At 59.1% G+C, this 16,892-nt stretch carries 15 protein-coding genes and 1 tRNA gene; 4 read left to right on the forward strand and 12 right to left on the reverse strand.

Features of this window, described 5'->3' with window-relative positions; genetic code table 11:
- Nucleotides 1–137: 137 nt before the first annotated feature.
- The 3 genes from RBB32_RS04455 to dapF form a co-directional block, all read right to left on the reverse strand.
- The gene (locus RBB32_RS04455; RefSeq protein ID WP_306151473.1) at nucleotides 138–1,913 is read right to left on the reverse strand and encodes an ABC transporter ATP-binding protein; all 1,776 of its coding nucleotides are present in this window, start codon (nucleotides 1,911–1,913) and stop codon (nucleotides 138–140) included.
- 155 nt (nucleotides 1,914–2,068) lie between these two features.
- Nucleotides 2,069–3,331 carry a tRNA (N(6)-L-threonylcarbamoyladenosine(37)-C(2))-methylthiotransferase MtaB gene (gene mtaB / locus RBB32_RS04460; RefSeq protein ID WP_306151474.1) on the reverse strand — a complete coding sequence of 421 codons (1,263 nt, stop codon included), beginning with the start codon at nucleotides 3,329–3,331 and terminating at the stop codon, nucleotides 2,069–2,071.
- Entirely contained in the window at nucleotides 3,328–4,161 is an 834-nt protein-coding gene (gene dapF, locus RBB32_RS04465; RefSeq protein ID WP_371931013.1) for a diaminopimelate epimerase, read from the reverse strand. Before dapF ends, mtaB begins: the two co-directional genes overlap by 4 nt.
- A gap of 106 nt (nucleotides 4,162–4,267) precedes the next feature.
- Here dapF and RBB32_RS04470 point away from each other — a divergent pair.
- Both RBB32_RS04470 and RBB32_RS04480 read left to right on the forward strand, forming a co-directional pair.
- Nucleotides 4,268–4,343: transfer RNA gene (locus RBB32_RS04470), tRNA-Lys, on the forward strand.
- 255 nt (nucleotides 4,344–4,598) lie between these two features.
- Nucleotides 4,599–8,063, forward strand: a complete 3,465-nt coding sequence (locus tag RBB32_RS04480) for a class I SAM-dependent DNA methyltransferase (protein ID WP_371931014.1) — start codon at nucleotides 4,599–4,601, stop codon at nucleotides 8,061–8,063.
- A gap of 6 nt (nucleotides 8,064–8,069) precedes the next feature.
- Here the strand turns inward: RBB32_RS04480 and RBB32_RS04485 are convergent, their stop codons facing one another.
- The 8 genes from RBB32_RS04485 to RBB32_RS04520 form a co-directional block, all read right to left on the reverse strand.
- Entirely contained in the window at nucleotides 8,070–9,242 is a 1,173-nt protein-coding gene (locus tag RBB32_RS04485; RefSeq protein WP_306151478.1) for a hypothetical protein, read from the reverse strand.
- A 175-nt stretch (nucleotides 9,243–9,417) separates the two neighbouring features.
- Nucleotides 9,418–9,636: a hypothetical protein gene (locus RBB32_RS04490; RefSeq protein ID WP_306151479.1), complete on the reverse strand. Its 219-nt coding sequence runs from the start codon at nucleotides 9,634–9,636 to the stop codon at nucleotides 9,418–9,420.
- A 134-nt stretch (nucleotides 9,637–9,770) separates the two neighbouring features.
- Complete coding sequence (locus RBB32_RS04495) at nucleotides 9,771–9,998, reverse strand: AlpA family transcriptional regulator (protein WP_306151480.1); 228 nt, start codon at nucleotides 9,996–9,998, stop codon at nucleotides 9,771–9,773.
- A 323-nt stretch (nucleotides 9,999–10,321) separates the two neighbouring features.
- Nucleotides 10,322–10,810 carry a hypothetical protein gene (locus RBB32_RS04500; protein ID WP_306151481.1) on the reverse strand — a complete coding sequence of 163 codons (489 nt, stop codon included), beginning with the start codon at nucleotides 10,808–10,810 and terminating at the stop codon, nucleotides 10,322–10,324.
- 104 nt (nucleotides 10,811–10,914) lie between these two features.
- Nucleotides 10,915–12,144: a tyrosine-type recombinase/integrase gene (locus RBB32_RS04505; protein ID WP_371931015.1), complete on the reverse strand. Its 1,230-nt coding sequence runs from the start codon at nucleotides 12,142–12,144 to the stop codon at nucleotides 10,915–10,917.
- Between the two features lie 188 nt (nucleotides 12,145–12,332).
- On the reverse strand, nucleotides 12,333–12,491 hold the full coding sequence (locus RBB32_RS04510; protein WP_306151483.1) for a hypothetical protein: 159 nt from the start codon (nucleotides 12,489–12,491) through the stop codon (nucleotides 12,333–12,335).
- A 235-nt stretch (nucleotides 12,492–12,726) separates the two neighbouring features.
- Complete coding sequence (locus RBB32_RS04515; RefSeq protein WP_306151484.1) at nucleotides 12,727–13,338, reverse strand: LysE family translocator; 612 nt, start codon at nucleotides 13,336–13,338, stop codon at nucleotides 12,727–12,729.
- A gap of 200 nt (nucleotides 13,339–13,538) precedes the next feature.
- On the reverse strand, nucleotides 13,539–14,474 hold the full coding sequence (locus tag RBB32_RS04520) for a DMT family transporter (RefSeq protein ID WP_306151485.1): 936 nt from the start codon (nucleotides 14,472–14,474) through the stop codon (nucleotides 13,539–13,541).
- Nucleotides 14,475–14,526: 52 nt separating this feature from the next.
- Between RBB32_RS04520 and RBB32_RS04525 the strand changes: the two genes are divergently transcribed.
- Nucleotides 14,527–15,135 carry a helix-turn-helix domain-containing protein gene (locus RBB32_RS04525; protein ID WP_306151486.1) on the forward strand — a complete coding sequence of 203 codons (609 nt, stop codon included), beginning with the start codon at nucleotides 14,527–14,529 and terminating at the stop codon, nucleotides 15,133–15,135.
- 202 nt (nucleotides 15,136–15,337) lie between these two features.
- On the opposite strand, the gene RBB32_RS04530 is transcribed toward RBB32_RS04525, so the two are convergent.
- Complete coding sequence (locus RBB32_RS04530; protein WP_306151487.1) at nucleotides 15,338–16,276, reverse strand: DMT family transporter; 939 nt, start codon at nucleotides 16,274–16,276, stop codon at nucleotides 15,338–15,340.
- Between the two features lie 101 nt (nucleotides 16,277–16,377).
- Here RBB32_RS04530 and RBB32_RS04535 point away from each other — a divergent pair, with 101 nt between their 5' ends.
- Nucleotides 16,378–16,863: an Lrp/AsnC family transcriptional regulator gene (locus RBB32_RS04535; protein ID WP_306151488.1), complete on the forward strand. Its 486-nt coding sequence runs from the start codon at nucleotides 16,378–16,380 to the stop codon at nucleotides 16,861–16,863.
- Nucleotides 16,864–16,892 lie beyond the last annotated feature (29 nt).

A 16,892-nucleotide genomic window follows, 5' to 3' on the forward strand; every position in this document is an offset into this window, starting at 1 on the left:
GTTCGGTGGTCGCTACGATCCCTTCGAACGTGGCCCCCCCGCGTGGCCGATGTGGCCCCGCATCACATCATGCGGCCAGCCATGTGCCGATGATGGACGCGGCGTTGGGCCAGTCGGGGATCGTGCCGGGCGCAGGGCTATGCGCCATCGTATCCCTTTTTCTGCGCCTTGTAGAGCTGGGCATAAAGCCCGTTCTCGGCCAAAAGCGCCTCGTGCCGGCCTTGTTCGACCAGTTGCCCGGCCTCCAGCACGAAAATCCGGTCGGCATCGGAAATGGACGACAGGCGGTGCGCGACGACGATGGTGGTTTTGCCCTTGGTCAGGCGCGCAAGGGCGGATTTGATCCGTTCCTCGGTGGCCTGGTCCAGTGCGCTTGTCGCCTCGTCCAACAGCAGGATCGGCGCGTCGCGCAGGAAGGCGCGGGCGATGGCGATGCGTTGTTTCTGCCCGCCGGAAAGCTGTGCGCCCTTGGGGCCGACGGGGGCGGTGCCGCGCTTGCGGATGAGATCGGCGATCTCGGCGTTCTTGGCGGCCTGCCAGACTTGATCCTCGCTTGCCCCGGGGTTCACATAGCGGATGTTGTCCCAGATCGAGGCATTGAAGATCACGATATCCTGCGCCACCACCGAAAAGGCCCCGCGCAGGGCGGAAACCTGCAGATCGCGAATGGGGGTGTCGCCAAAGCGAATCTCGCCGCCTTGTGTGTCGTAGAGCCGTGACAGCAGCGACAGGATGGTGGTTTTGCCCGAGCCGGTGGCGCCCACGATTGCCGATACCTTGCCGCCGCCGAAGGTCATGTCGAGCCCTTCGAAAAGCGGCTGGTCGGGAGCATAGGCAAAGTGCACGTTATCAAGGGTGATATCGGCGCCGGTGTCAAAGCCGGTTTGCGCGCCCTCGGCATCCTTGATGGAGGGGGTTTCGCGGTAAAGGCCCCGGATACGATCCAGCAGGACAAGGTTGGATTGCACGGTGCCGAAGAACTGCGCCAGAAGGCGGGCGGGGTCGAAGACCATGACCATGCCCAGAAGGAAGGTGATGATGCCCGCGCCGTCGACGTCGAAATCGGGGCTGAGCACCATGTAACCGCCGCCGCCGATGACCAGCACGTAAACGAAGGCCGAGCTTAGGTCGATCGAGGGCATGACAAGCGCTTGCGTGATCTGCACCCGGTTCATCAGGTCGCGGATGGCCCCGGTGCCTTTCATCAGGCGGTCGGTTTCGACCTGTTCCTGGCTGGCGATCTTGACGGTGCGCATGCCGTTTACCGTTTCCTCGATCCCGTTCATGTAATCGCCAAGCGCGGTTTCCGCCTCGCCCTGGGCGATTTTCACCCGGTCCGAGACATAGTTCATCACCCAGATGATGAAGGGCAGAACCACGACAGCGGTGGCAAAGAGGATGGGGTTTTTCCAGATGAGGTAACCCGAGACGATGATCACGGTCACCGCGTCGCGCACCGCGTTCGCCGTGGCCATGCCGACGAACATGCCAAGTTGTTGGGTCTGGGTCACCAGCCGCTGGATGATCTCGCCCGATTTGGTGCGCTCGAAATAGGCCAAATCCAGCGCCATGAGATGCCCGATCAGGTCGCGCCGCATCTCGTAGACCGCCTGGTTGGTCACCCGCACCGCCACCAGCGGCACGAGGTAGGACATCAGCCCGCGCACCGCGAAAAGGAAAAACACCACGAGGCAGACCATGGCCAGTTCGCGCACTTGGCCCGAGTCGAAAATCACCCGCAGCCCGTTTTCGGTCATCGACAGGAATTGCTGATAAACCAGCCCCTGGATCAGGATCATGCCAAGGATCAGGAACAGCCTGGGCGCCTTGTCCTTGAGGTAATTGCGCCAGAACCAGCGGATGTTGTCGCGGTCCTGCTCGGTATAAAGTTTCTGACGGCTGGGCTTGGTCATGCGGGCCTTGGGTGTTTTGGCGTATCTCCCCTGCCTATAGAGGGTTCGCAGGCAAAGGTCAGTATGCGATTTGCCTCATCGCCCAGACCCGTTCCTTCATCTTTCCAAAAATACTCTGGGGGAGTCGCCCGCAGGGCGGCGGGGGCAAAGCCCCCTCAGGCGGCCACCAATTGCCCGCCCCGTATGCCGGTCACCTTGGCGGTGACGATCTGGCCCTCGGGGCGGTCGCTGTCAAAACTCACCTCGGTGAATTGCTCGGTGCGGCCCATGCGGGGGTTTTCCATCAGGATACGGTGGCTGCGGCCCTGTTGCGCGGCAAGGTGGCGGGTGACCTGCGCCGCGCCCGCCGCACGCAGGCGCGCGGCGCGCTCCTTGATCAGCTTGCCGTTCACCTGCTGCGGGATGCGCGCGGCGGGGGTGCCTTCGCGCCTGGAATAGGGGAAGACGTGCAGCCACGTCAGGTCACAGTCGGCCACCAGCTTCAGCGAGTTCTCGAAATGCGCCTCGCTCTCGGTGGGGAAGCCCGCGATGATATCGGCGCCGAAGGTCATATCGGGGCGCAGGTGGCGGGCCTCTTCGCAAAAGCGGATGGCGTCATCGCGCAGGTGGCGGCGTTTCATCCGCTTGAGGATAAGGTCATCGCCGTGTTGCAGGGAAAGGTGCAGATGCGGCATCAGGCGCGGTTCACTCGCAATCGCCTGCATCAGGTTCTCGTCGGCCTCGATGGAATCGATCGAACTGATCCGCAGGCGCGGCAGGTCGGGCACCAGTTTGAGGATGCGCATCACCAGGTCGCCCAGCCGGGGCGCTGCCGGAAGGTCCGCGCCCCAGCTTGTCAGGTCGACGCCGGTCAGCACCACCTCGTTATAGCCACGATCGACCAGCCGCTTGATCTGATCCACCACCACGCCCGCGGGCACGCTGCGCGAATTGCCCCGGCCATAGGGGATGATGCAGAAGGTGCAGCGGTGATCGCAGCCGTTTTGCACCTGCACGTAGGCGCGGGAGCGGGTGCCGAACCCGTCGATCAGGTGCCCGGCGGTCTCGCGTACCGACATGATGTCGTCGACCTGCAGTTTCTCGCTTTCGCCGATGAAATCGGCGGCCAGCCGCCCCCAAGTTTCGGGCTGCATCTTCTCGGTGTTGCCGATGACGGCGTCGACTTCGGCCATCTGGGTGAAGGTTTCGGGCTCGGTCTGGGCGGCGCAGCCGGTGACGATGAGGCGTGCCTCGGGGTTTTCGCGGCGTAACCGGCGAATCTCTTGCCGGGCCTTGCGCACGGCCTCGGCGGTCACGGCGCAGGTGTTGACCACGACCGCACCGGCGAGCCCGGCCTGTTCCGAAAGCTCTTTCATCGCTTCGGTTTCATAGGCATTCAGGCGACAGCCCAGCGTGGTGAACTTGGGCGGCGTGGTCATTCCAGCCCCCGCAGGAAGTCGGGCGTCAGCACCCCGTCGAAGACATGGCTCGTGCCGCCGGTCATCCAGACGCCATCCTCGCGCCAGTCGATCTTGAGCGTGCCGCCGTCCAGGTCGATCCGCACCTGCCGCCCCGTCAAGCCCCGGCGCGCGGCGGCCACGGCGGTGGCGCAACTGGACGAGCCGGAGGCCAGCGTCACGCCGACCCCCCGCTCCCAGACCCGCATGCGCAGGTGGTCGGGGGCAACCACGCTGGCCACCTGAACATTGGTGCGTTCGGGATAAAGCGGGTGGTGTTCATAGCGCGGGCCGAATTGTTCCAGCGGGATCGCCTCGGCATCCTCGACGAAGAAGGTGCAATGCGGGTTGCCCATGCCGGTGGCCGTCGGGCCGCCCTCGATGGGCAGCTCCAGCGTGTCCATCTCTTCGGCCAGGGGAATCGCATTCCACTCCAGCTGCGGCTGCCCCATGTTGACGGCGGTCAGGCCATCGCCGGCATCGCGGGCCAGGATCACGCCGCGGTCGGTGCTCAGCGACAGGCTGTCGCGGCCTGTCTCGTCCATCAGGAACCGCGCGATGCAGCGGGTGGCATTGCCGCAAGCGCCCGAGGTGGAACCATCGGAGTTATAGAATGTCAGGTGCGCGTCGCCTTGCCCCGGTTCGATGACCGCCAATTGGTCAAACCCCACGCCCATATGCCTGTCGGCAAGGGCCACGACGAGGGCAGGGGTGACCGAAACGGGACGCGCACGCGCATCCACAACGACAAAGTCGTTGCCCAGCCCGTGCATCTTCATGAAGGGCAATCCGGTATCCGCGCGCGTGTTCATGGGGCGCATATAAACCCGGTGGAATTATGAATCCAGCATTCCCATGAAAATACCGCAATTTCGGGGTTGACCCCCTGCCCGGGTCTTTCTAGATAGGCCGCCTAGTGGGCCGTTAGCTCAGTTGGTAGAGCAACTGACTTTTAATCAGTGGGTCGCAGGTTCGAATCCTGCACGGCTCACCACTAAATCCTTAAATATCAATCGCTTGGGCGAAGTGCTTGTTGCCGATTTTCGCGTCGGGGATTTTCCGGAAGCAATACGGAAGCACGTGATCAAGGAAATTCACGCAAAAGAGGTGACGCAATCGCGCCACACCCGAATCGAAGGCGGGCCAAATCACAGGCACCGATGCTGACCACGAGGACCCAGTCTGTGACTATCACCTTGCCCCGCGCATCCTAAGCGTGCATCGTGCGGAAAAAGTCGGGCGGTGAAACATGCAGTCGATTGAAGAATTTATCGAGCGATGGGCGAATTCCGGCGGCAGCGAGCGCGCCAATTACGCCCTTTTCCTGCATGAATTGACCGAAGTCCTTGGCTTGGAAAAGCCGCTTCCCGCTACTGAAACCGGACAAAATGATCACTACCGGCTGGAACGCCCCGTGGCCTCGGCCGCGATAGGGGAAAACTCTAAGAAGTTTATTGACTTTTATCGCCGCGGTTCCTTCGTGCTGGAAACCAAACAAGGCTCCCAACCCAAGCCGGTTGAGGATGCTCAAGAAAACCTGTTTGGCAAAAAAGAACCCAAACGCATCGGCCACGGTGTGCGTGGCACCCGGACGTGGGACAAATCCATGGTCAAGGCACGGGGACAGGCCGATAACTACGCCCGCAGCATTGCCAAGGAAGATGGCTGGCCGCCCTTCATCATCGTCTGCGACGTGGGTTATGTCTTTGAGATTTACGCCGATTTTTCGGGGCAAGGCCACGGCTACACGCAGTTCCCCGATGGCAAATCCTTCCGGGTTTTCCTTGACGATCTGACCGACCCAAAGGTGCAAGACCTTTTCCGCGCCATCTGGGACGATCCGCAATCGCTGGACACCTCCAAACAGGCCGCCCGCGTTACCCGTGAAATCGCCGATCAACTGGCGCTTTTGGGCCGCTCTTTCGAAACCCAAGGCCATGAACCCGACAAGGTGGCGGGGTTTCTTATGCGCTGCCTGTTTTCGATGTTCGCCGAAGATGTTGACCTGATCCCGCGCGACAGTTTCACCGATTTGCTGCGCAAGATGACCGCAACGCCGGAACACGCGGCGCCTGCTCTGCAATCCCTTTGGGAGACGATGAATAAGGGCGGGTTCTCCCCCATTCTTTTGGCAAATGTCCTGCGCTTCAACGGCGGGTTATTCGCAGACTCCGAGGCGCTGCCGCTGGATAGCCAGCAGATCGCGCTGCTGCTGGGGGCTGCCGAGAAAGACTGGAAAACCGTGGAACCGGCGATTTTCGGCACTTTGCTGGAACGCGCCCTTGATAAACGCCAACGCCACAAGCTGGGCGCGCATTACACGCCGCGCGCCTATGTCGAACGCCTTGTCATGCCCACGATCATCGAGCCGCTGCGCGAGGATTGGGAGAACGTACAAGCCTCGGCGCTGAACCTGATGGAGCAAAGCAAAGAGAAAGACGCCCGTGATCTGGTGCGCGGCTTTCACCGCACGCTGTGCGATACCCGCGTGTTGGACCCGGCCTGTGGCTCGGGCAACTTCCTTTACGTCGCGCTGGAACTGATGAAGCGGCTTGAGGGCGAAGTGACCGCCATGCTGGAAGAACTGGGCGAGGAGCAAAGCGCGCTGGCGCTGGCCAGTTTCACAGTGGACCCGCATCAGTTTCTGGGGATCGAGTTGAACCCATGGGCCGCGCGGGTGGCTGAACTGGTGCTTTGGATCGGCTATTTGCAATGGCATTTCCGCACCCATGGCAAGGCCGCCCCGGCGGAGCCTGTGTTGCGCGATTTTCACAATATCGAACACCGCGATGCCGTGCTGGACTGGGTGGATCGCACCCCGCGTCTGGATGAGGATGGCACGCCCGTCACCCGCTGGGACGGGGTGACCACCATGCGCCACCCGGTCACCGGCGAGGAGGTGCCAGACCCCGAGGCGCGCGTGCAGGTTTATGACTATACCAAACCCAAGGCCACCACATGGCCCGAGGCGGAGTTTATCGTTGGCAACCCGCCGTTCATCGGGGCCTCGCGCCTGCGCGACAGTCTGGGCGACGGATATATCGAGGCGCTTTGGAAGGCCTACCCCAAGATGCCGCAAAGCGCCGATCTGGTCATGTTCTGGTGGGAAAAGGCGGCGCTGGCCGCGCGGGGGTATAATGCCAAGACGGGCAAAGGCACCCGCCGCTTTGGGTTGATAACCACCAATTCCCTGCGCCAGACGTTTAACCGCCGGGTGTTGGAGCCGCATCTGAACGACCCGAAAAAGCCGCTGTCGCTGCTGTTTGCGATTCCGGATCACCCTTGGGTCGATACGCTTTATGGGGCCGCCGTGCGGATTGCGATGACCGTGGGCGCGGCAGGCAACCGGCCCGGCAGATTGCTGACCGTGGCGACAGAGAGCAAGGAGAAGAGCGAGGCGGATGGGCGTCAGGTGAGCTTTGACCGGCAGGTGGGGAAGGTCTTTGCAAACTTGCAAATTGGGGCGGATGTTGCTGGGGCTAGGCCATTGCTGGCAAACGAAAAGCTTGCCTATCGTGGAGTTCAACTCATCGGCGCTGGTTTCATTGTTACTCGCAAGGAAGCCCAGGTTCTGGGGTTAGGAAGCATTCCAGGCACAGAACTTGTTATTCGCGAGTATCGGAATGGACGTGACCTTATGGCCAGTTCACGCGACGTGTTGGCGATAGATTTATTCGGCTTAAGTGAAGCGGAAGTTAAACAGCGTTTTCCCGCCATTTATCAGCATATTCTGGACAACGTGAAACCACAGAGAGATCAAAACAATCGCGTTGGCTATAGAAAGAATTGGTGGATTCACGGTGAACCAAGACGCGATTTAAGGCCTGCGCTTGAAGGGTTGCCAAGGTATGTTGCAACAGTTGAAACCGCTAAGCACAGAATTTTCTCTATTGTAGATGCGAGCGTTCTTCCTGACAACAAACTGGTAGTCTTGGCCCTGTCAGACTTCGCGCATTTTGCAGCGATTTCATCTAAAGTGCATTGGGTGTGGGCTATGGCCAATGCAGCAAAGATTGGCGTTTATGATGGTGATGCTGTTTATCCTAAAACCCAATGCTTCGACCCCTTCCCCTTCCCCGACCTCACCGACGACCAACGCACGACCCTCCGCGCCTTGGGGGAAGAGCTGGATGCGCATCGCAAGCGGCAGCAGGCAGCGCACCCCAAGCTGACCCTGACGCAGATGTATAACGTGCTGGAAAAGCTGCGCGCGGGGGAGGCCATCGAAGGCAAGGACCGCGAAATTTATGATCAGGGCCTGATCGGTATCCTAAAAGACCTGCACGATCAGATCGACGCCGAGGTGGCGCGCGCCTATGGCTGGCCCGCTGACCTGTCGGAGGAAAATATCCTGTTCCGTCTTGTCACCCTGAATAAAGAGCGCGCCGAGGAAGAGGCGCGCGGCCATATCCGATACCTCCGCCCCGAGTATCAAAACCCCACCGGGGCGCAAAGTACGGGCAAAAGCGGGGTTCTGGATTTGGGCGATCTGGCCCCGACAGACAAGGACAAACCGGCATGGCCCAAATCCATGCCCGAGCAGGTGGCCGCCGTGCGCGATGCGCTCTCTGATCTGGGGCAAGCGACGCCCGAGCAACTGGCCCGCAGCTTCAAACGGGGCCGCGCCAAGAGCGTTCTCCCGCTACTCGAAAGCATGACCGCGCTTGGCCTTGCGGTGCAGTCGGGCGAAGGGGTGTATCGCCCGACGCAATGACGCGGGTCACGCCTTGTGTGGTGGCGCATCCAGATTTGCCGGGTTGATAAAGGCGTACCTGTCGCGCGCATCTTTCAACTGTTTCGCTGTGTGCGCTGGGTCGGCCTTGGATTGATCCGCCAGTTTCGAGGCGGTGTCTTGGAAGAACCTTTCAAGGTCAGGTTCTTCCACGCCTTCAAGGGCAGCAAGGGTGATGGTGCTGCCTTTGATGTTCTTCAAAAGCACGCTGATGTGATGGCTGCGCTGGATTTCTTTGACCGGGTTGGGATCGGTGCCTTCGTACATCTCGATCAGATCGGTATTGATTTCCTCCAAGGCAATTTCCCAGATCGGATGATTGGGCCAGCGCGCGCGGTTGGTGTCATGGTCGGTGGGGGCGGTGTAGCGGATCACTTGGCCCGTTTCGTTGGACAGATCGCCAAACCGCGCGAACAGGTCTTCCCACGTTCGGATATTCCACCGATCTTTCAGCAATCCCTTGCCCGCCCGAAACTCGACACGCCAAATGCTCAGGTCGGGTGTGTCCGGCCCGATGCTTGATTGCGAGTTTGCGCGGCGCGTTTGGTTCCAAAGGTGCCACCAATGCGGCTTGTGCTTCTGGATCACCTCGGCGCGTTTGTCATAGACGATCACCTGCCGCGCGCGGGGGTGACCTATGGTGACAGAGGTGGTGCGCCCCGATTTGCCGCTGACCGCCATATCGGAGTTGGCGATATGATCCCGGCGGTTCGTGCTTGAGTGCATAATGAAGGCCTCGGGGTCGAGTATGAATCCCGGCGGCGCGAGGATATCCACGCAGTAATCAACGCGCGATATGCTGAAATCCTCGGGCCGGGTGCGGATATCCAACCGTTCCAATACGCTGTCGAGGTGCGCCCGCGCTGCACCAAGGCCCAGCGTTGCCAGAAAGGTTGACCCGAAAATCACCCGGATACCCCAAGGGTCTTTCGGGTTGGGCTTCTTGAAGGCCCATTGCGCCCCCATCGGCCCACCATTGGCAAGGATGCGATACCCTGACCCGCCATGACCTTTGATATGGAACTGAACGCCATTGAAGTCGGTCAGGGTGTCTTGCTGCTCTTTCTCGGCAAGGTCCTTTTGGGTTTCGAAATACTCGAACGCCTCGGGTGGTAGATTGGCCTGAACGGCGATAGCCAGCGTGTCGAAGCCTTTATGCAAAACCTGATAGGCGTCGGGGTGGTCTGTATTTCTGGAGAGGGGTGCTACTATCCCCCCTCTCCCGGTTCCACCCGGATCGGCAACCGGGGTTTCTTGTGGCTGCTGTGCGCCTCCGGCGGGGTAGCTTTTGTTTTGGGGCCGGGGCGTGGCCCCGGCTTGATTCAGTTTGAGTTTGTCAGCTTGCATTGGTTTTCCTCGAAATCCAGATTTCCGCGCGCTCGGCGCATTTCGCGATGTTGAGAAGGTCCGCGTGCGAAAAGGTCGTGGTGTTTTGCCAGTTCCCTTCTTTGTCGCGGTAGGAACGGGACAGATCGACGGAATAGAATCCGTCGTTGTCCCAAACGGTGGCCGTGATCAGGCCAAGCCGCACTTTGAAGGCGGGTTGATTTGCCATGGTTTCCTTTCCTTGGCTGTCTGTTGCTGGCAGGCATAGGAAGGGCGCGAGGTGCGTTTACCCCGCGCCCCTTTTCGAGCCATCCGGCCCCAAAATCCCTTAAGGTGCTACCAACCCCTTAAGGGCAAAACTGGTTATTTGGTGGGTTCGGCTCCGGTGTTCGCAACGCGTTTTGCGGCGATCCACTTTTGCAGGTCGCGGCGCGTGTAACGGACAGAACGCCCGGAAACTTTAATGAAGTGCGGACCGCCGCCACGAACGCGCCAGTTCTGCAACGCACGAACAGAGTAACAAAGATAGCTGGCGGCTTCTTTCTCGTCGATCAAGCGGTCGAAATAGTCTGGGTTTGTTTGGGTCTGCATCGTTTCACCTCGTTGCGTCTTAATGCTTTGAGGTGACTATGCAGCGTAAAGCGGCATCTAATCTAATGGCGTAAATGTCCTAGTTTTTTGCCAATTTCGCCACTGCCTTATTTTCTTAACTCAAATGCTCTTCTGGCGGCCTCGCCAATGGCATAACCCGATGGTTTCTGAGCATCGTTGAACGCCCATAAAGCGGATTGGACCAAGTCCAGAAAGGGGCTTTGATATGGCTGTGATTCGTCACAATCATTGAATCGATAGCCAGCCATCGGCTCACACCCCGAATGCTTTTTATAGACGTCGCCTAAAGCCCGGATTGTCGCCTACAAGTTTAAATTCTGTTTAGGCTTCCCCCGTGGATTATTGTTATATTCTCGGGCGTCTCGAACGATGTTCGAGAACTGCGCCAGTTGTTCCAAAATAAGGTCAGCTAAGTATTCGCTGTAGGAAAGGCCCTCATACCACTTGCCAATGCTGTTCTCGGCGAAGTCTTCAGGTTCGTGCTCAATTGCCGCCTTGGCGAGTTCCCAGTCGATGTGAGGATGCATGTCTTCAAATTGAACACGCAAGCTTGTGATGGCTTTCTCAAGCGCTTTGTAGTGCTTTGTTCTGTCTTTCGCGGGGATGCGCACACGCTGATCAGGGCCGGGTCGATAGTTACGCATTGCCGCTTGCACTTCTTTGGTGAACTCATCACTTGCGGCCCCTTGTCCACCACAAAGGCCCCATAGATCGTTAAAATTTAGTCGGGCCAATTTGTCCGGTTCTAGCTCTTTCGCGGTCTCTACTTGGGGAAGATCGTCACTTGTCATGAGTGGAAACAGCCATATTAAAGTTTTGAAAATGGGCAGTTTCTTCTCCTTACGTATACGTAAGGTAAGAGAAAATCGCCCTGCTTTGTGCCTTACATAAGGAATTATTGTACAACGCGCAGACGCGAAGACTCGCTACGCTTCTTTCCTATCGCACCCGCCAGACGACTGGCAACCGATCCCGCCGCGCGTTGCACCGCTTCATCTTCGAGGTGCGCATAACGCAGGGTGGTTTGCAGGTTCTTGTGGCCCATGATCTCTTTGAGTGTGAAGGGGTCGATCCCATTTTTCATCGCGACGGAGGCATAGGTGTGTCGCAAATCATGCAGCCGCACATCGTCGATCCCGGCCATATGCCTAATGCGCCGCCACGGCTTTTGAAGATTGACCAACGGGCCGTCTGCACACTCCCCTAATATAACATAAGGGTTGCCTGCTTGGCGTGGCAGCTCTTCAAGAATGTCGTGGGCCTCTTTAGGTAAGGGGATGCGCCGCCGCCCGGTTTTGCTGTCTGGCAATTCCAGGTGATAGGCGGTCACATACTCCCAACGGAGGGTCAGGATTTCATTCAATCGGCAGCCTGTATAAATCAGCAAAAGGATCGCCGACACGGTATAGATTGTCTCGGAGCCATCTTCGAGAACACCGGCCAGAACATTACCCAAGCGAACCTGTTCATCATCGGAAAGATAGCGCTTCTTTTCTTCTTCGCGGAATTTCTTGATCCGACGCGCGGGATTAGACCCGGCAGATCGCAAGCCCCAGTCTTCGGCCATGTTGAAGAGCTTTGACAACATGCTGGCAGCGCGATTGGCTTGGTATGGGGTTTCCCGTAGAGCATGATGGAACGCCACCACATCGGCACGCGTGACCTCTGCGATAAGAAGAGGTCCGAGACGCGGGCGGATGAACCGGCGGATGATGCTGCGATAATCGCGCGCCGTGGTCGGCTTGCAGTGCAGATCGACATACTCGTCCAGAAACCGGTCACAGAGGCCCGCAACGGTCGGTGCGCGCCGCTTGGCTTGTTTCTCAGCGGAGGGGTCCTCACCGCAGGCGACATTGCCCAAGAGCCGCCGCGCCTCTTTACGCGCTTCATCGGCTGTCAGAACGCCATGCCGCCCGATTGTCGTGCGACGGGTCCGACGCCCGACGCGATATTGCACGATGTAGGTTTTGCGGCCCGAGGGATAGACCCGAACGCCGAAACCCGGCAGCTCCGAATCCCAGACGGGATAGTCTTTCTCTGCGATTTCCAGCGCCTCGACACCACGCTTGGTCAGTTTGAACATTGCCAGAACACCCCCTTTAGGCCAACTGCTTCCGGAAGCCATACGGAAGCACGATGCAGCGAATTCTGGCGTTAGTGATGAGTCATCGGCGCAAGGCGCGTCAACGTAAATCCTTGATTATAAGTTATTTTTCGAAAAAGGGCGTTGTGCGGCGCAAACCGGCGAAATGGCCCTGAGCTTTCTTTTAATCAGTGGGTCGCAGGTTCGAATCCTGCACGGCTCACCACTTCTCATAAATTATCCTTTCCCTGTTTAGGTTTGGTGTCGGATTTGATGAACCTCTTGGGAAGGTTCGCCAAATTGCGCTCGCCATTGGGGCGGGCGACGAGTTTCTCGATGGCGGAATCGGCCATGCCTTCGCGGCCTGCAGCCTCGGTGTAGCGTTGCACAAGGGCCAGTGTTTTTTGTCCGATGACCGCACTGATCTCGCGCGCGCTCGCAAGCCCCTTCAGTTCGGGAGCGTGAATGACATCGGCACGGTGGTTCCAAGCCGATTAAGGGGGCCAGACCCTAAAGCGTTCCGCCTTTAACACGAGACATCGGCGAAAGGCGGAACGCGTGCAATGATTGAGCGGAGCACTGCGTTTCGCGAAAATCTGTGATTCAGGTTTTTCGCGAAACGCTTTAAGTGGCTCTTTCGGTTCTCGACAACAGGAACGCCGCAACCCCCATCAGACCGGCGGACGCGCGATTGATCATCGCCCGCCGCAATGGTGTCAGCGCGCGCGCCCCAACGAAAGTGCCCGACGAGACCCAAAGAAGCGCCGCCAGCCCATCGGCAAGCAGATAGAGCACGCCCAGAATGAAAAGTTGCGGCATCAGCTCTGAGCTGTCGTTGACGAACTGCGGAAGGAACGCGGTCAGCACCAGATAGGCCTTGGGATTGCCCATCAGTGTCAGGAACTCCCGGCGCATCAGTGTTGAGGCGTCTGGGATTTCGATCTCGACGGATGTGTCTGCCGTCCAGAAGTGCCATGCGAGATAAAGCAGGTACGCCACGCCGACCCATTTCAGCGCGACGAACGCGAACTCGGATGTGCGCAGCAGGACATCAAGGCCCAGTGAGACGAGTATGACAAGCACCACCCAGGCAGCGAGTCGCCCAAGAATGCTCTTGGCGGCCAGGAGCCATCCGCCCCTGGCTGCGGCAATAAACGCAAGCATATTGTTGGCGCCCGGGGTTGAGCCAAGCAGCAATGCGGCCGGGATGAAGATCAGAAATTGTTCAAGTGTCATCGGGGTTCCTTATTGCCACGCGCGAATACTGCGGAGCGCGTGGTCAAAGAGCATGAGCAATGCCTGAAGCCTACATTCATGCGCTTTCCGGGATCAAGCATAAAGGGCTTACGGTCGCCCGACATTGGGGCGGGGATTGCCTGTAGCAACAAGGGTGCAGGGGTCATCCGGCGAATGGCAGTTTCTCATACCCACGTCCTTTAACCACGACGACGCGTATTCATGACGCCCCATAAACCGGCGCCGCCGATCAGGCAGGTCCCTGCGATGACCGGAATACTTGGGATCGTTGCGAAGAACACGATGGCCCAGAGGGCCGCAAACACCAGATAGGAGAAGTCGAGCCCCGCCACCAGGGCGGTGGGGCCGAGTTGATAGGCACGCGCCAAAAGCACATGGATCGCGATCGAAATCAGCGCCAGAAGCGTAACCACCGAGCCGTTTTCGGGATTGAGCGGCGCCCAGGCCATAAGCAGGAATGGGTAGCTTCCCGGGCGGGCAATCAACACCGAAGCAACCATCCCGGCAAGGCCGACCGCGGCGAAAACGATATTGAGGGAAAAGGTCAGGACCCAGGCGTCAACGCGGCCCATGCGTCCCCGCGTCGTGACCATCGCAACCGCATAGCACAAGGCCGAGGCCAGCGGGATCAGGGCCGCCATCGAGAACGCCTCGCCCGCCGGTCTCAGAACAATCAGGACACCGACAAACGCGGCGACAACGGCGGTCCATTGCGACCGGGTGACCGGCTCGTGCAGGAAGAGGCCGGAAAACAGGACGATGAACAGCGGGCCAGTGTAATAGACGGCGGACACCACGGGAAGTTCCAGCACCGGCAAGGCTGCATAAAAGAACACGTACATTGCCACGATCAACGCCGAGCGAAGCAGAACCCAGCGGTTGAACGCGGGGCGCAGGCGGGCGCGACCGGCCCGAAGGATCAGCGCCGCCAGCAGCGGCAGAACCAGGATGGAGCGCAGGAAAAACAGCTGCCAGAGCGGCAGTCCGGTGCTCAGCAGTTTTACCAGTGCATCCTGCAACGCCATCAGTGCCGTGGCGCAAAGGATCGCCGCCGGGCCACCGAGACGCGCAAGATCGGGCATCGACCCCGTGACATTGCGGATCGCATTCAGCATAATTCAACCTGAGGATTCTGACTTTCATCAAAAAAATGGACATAAAATTTAGATGAGTCAACAGAGGGACGACAAAAAGGCCGAGACATCAGCCGGCGTACGCGACACGCAGGAGATCGTTGGCGCGCGCATGCGCGAGCTTCGCAAGGCCAAGGGCATGACCCTGCAGCAACTTGCCGGAGCAACCGGGCTGTCGGTTGGCTATCTGAGCCAGCTGGAGCGGGAGCAGGCCGTGCCTTCGATCCGCGCGCTGAACACGATATCCCGCGCCTTGGGCGTCAATATCAGCTGGTTCTTTCCCGATCCTGATCGCAGCGCCGACCCCGAGGCGGCGGTTATCGTCCGCGCCGCCCGCCGCTCGGCCCTTCGGTTCGAATCCGGCATCCGCGATGAGCTGTTATGCCCGACGCTTGGCGGAAACCTGGAAATGCTGCTCTGCACCTTCGAGCCCGGGGCCAGCTCCGGGGACCTTTATGCCCATGACGGTGAAGAGGCCGGGTATGTCAGCGAAGGCCAACTTGAACTTCGGATCGAGGGGGAAACCTATCTACTGAACGCGGGCGACAGTTTTCATTTCGACTGCAATCGCCCGCATGGCTACGCCAACCCCACAGGCCAGCGTACCGTCGTTGTGTGGAGCGTGACGCCACCGCATTACTGAGTAGGGGCACTTGAGGGAAAGGCCTGTCAGGGCGATGACGACGATACCGGAAAAAGAAAGGCGTTCGGCGGCTCCGTGAATACAGTGCGCCCCGGATAAGGCTGAATACGAGATAGCCACAGCAGCATGAATGACAGGGCCAGAACCGCGACGATAACGGCGCCAACCGCAACGCCGATGCGATTGCTCGGCGATGGTTCTGTCAGACTTCAGCGGCCGTTCTGCCCGAGTATCTCGCCCCTGCATAGGCCGCGAGAGTTGCCCCCGCGAAATAGATCAGAAGCCCGGTCATTGTTGCTGGGGCGTAATCGACACGGTTTTCCGCCATTTGGAGTAGAAAGACAAACACGGGTCCAAGTGCGGTGATTGCCGCGAGTGTCAGTGTAGACATGAGCGAGATGGCCTTCTGCATCGCGAAGACCGGGAAGGCCATGATCGCGAAACCGATCACGATGACAACCGCCAGTCCTTCAAAATCGACCGGGCCTTTTTCGTCCAGACCGAACCACGCCGCCACAAGAGAAACTGCGACGTAGAACGGGAACCGCAGCCCATATTGCGCTAATGGAGCAACACCCAACCGGTCGAGCCGGTGGCTGTAGATCATCATCACCGCGAGACTGACGGCGGATACGGCGGAAAGAACCAGACCAGAAATCGCGACCGACAAGTCACCGCGTACGAAACCAGATTGCCCGAGCATCGTAATGGCCGATAAATAGATAATGGCGACGACCACGACGATCAGGCCGAGGCCTTCAACGCGGTTTCGCACTGACGTCGCTTCCGGCACACCGAACAACGCGGCGACGTGAATGGTGACCGGGATTAGGCCGGAGAAGATCGTAAAGACCACCGCCGGTTCAATCATTTGCAAGGCAAAGAAATAGGCGATCCACACGAAGGCCGTCGAGAGGTTCAGACCCAGCAGGCTCATGAGGTTCGACCGTGCGACTTCCAGTTGTCCCGGAGTTTTCAAATTGGCCCAGATCAACGTGCCTGCCGCTGTCACGCCGAAGACCGCGGCCCCGATTAAGAACGAGTCATAATTCTGAAAGACGCCACCAAAGAAGACGGCCTGCGCGGCTTCCAGAATGACGAAAGAGAAGGCCCACATCAGGCCGAGGGTGGATTTATTCATAATCAGACACTTCCGTTTTCCGTCGTAGTACGGCGAAAAAGGTGGCGGAGGTGGTCAAAATCAACATAATTATGGAGAATTAGACCACACAGGACATCACAATGGATGATCTTGACCTGCGCATTGTCAAAGCCCTGCAAGCGGACGGAACGCTTACGAAGGCACAGCTGGCCGAGGCCGTCGGTTCAACACCGTCAACTTGCTTGCGCCGCGTGTCCGAGTTGCGCCGCGCGGGTGTTCTGACGGCCTGCGTCTATCTCGCCGATCCGGCCAAGCTGGGGCGCAGCATCCGCGCCATCATCACCGTGACAACCCAGAACCAGACCAAGGACCTGCGCAGGGGATTTGCGACGCGCATTGCCGATGAACAGGCAATCACGCAAGCTTATGGCGTGACAGGCGACCTCGATGCGGTCCTCATCGGCCATTTCAGTGATATGGAAGAGTACCAGGCTCTCTGCGACCGTCTGTTCGATGCGGACCCTGACGTGGTGCGCTACACGACGCTTTTTGCCGTCGAAACCTATAAAGAGACGAATGCGATTGCGCCCGATGGAAAACTAGGAAACGCGAAATACGGCCGCTAGACGCGATGCAGAAATCAGGAGGCATCGGC

The organism is Roseovarius sp. MMSF_3281, assembly GCF_030733685.1.
In the GTDB taxonomy this organism is placed as follows: Bacteria; Pseudomonadota; Alphaproteobacteria; order Rhodobacterales; family Rhodobacteraceae; genus Roseovarius.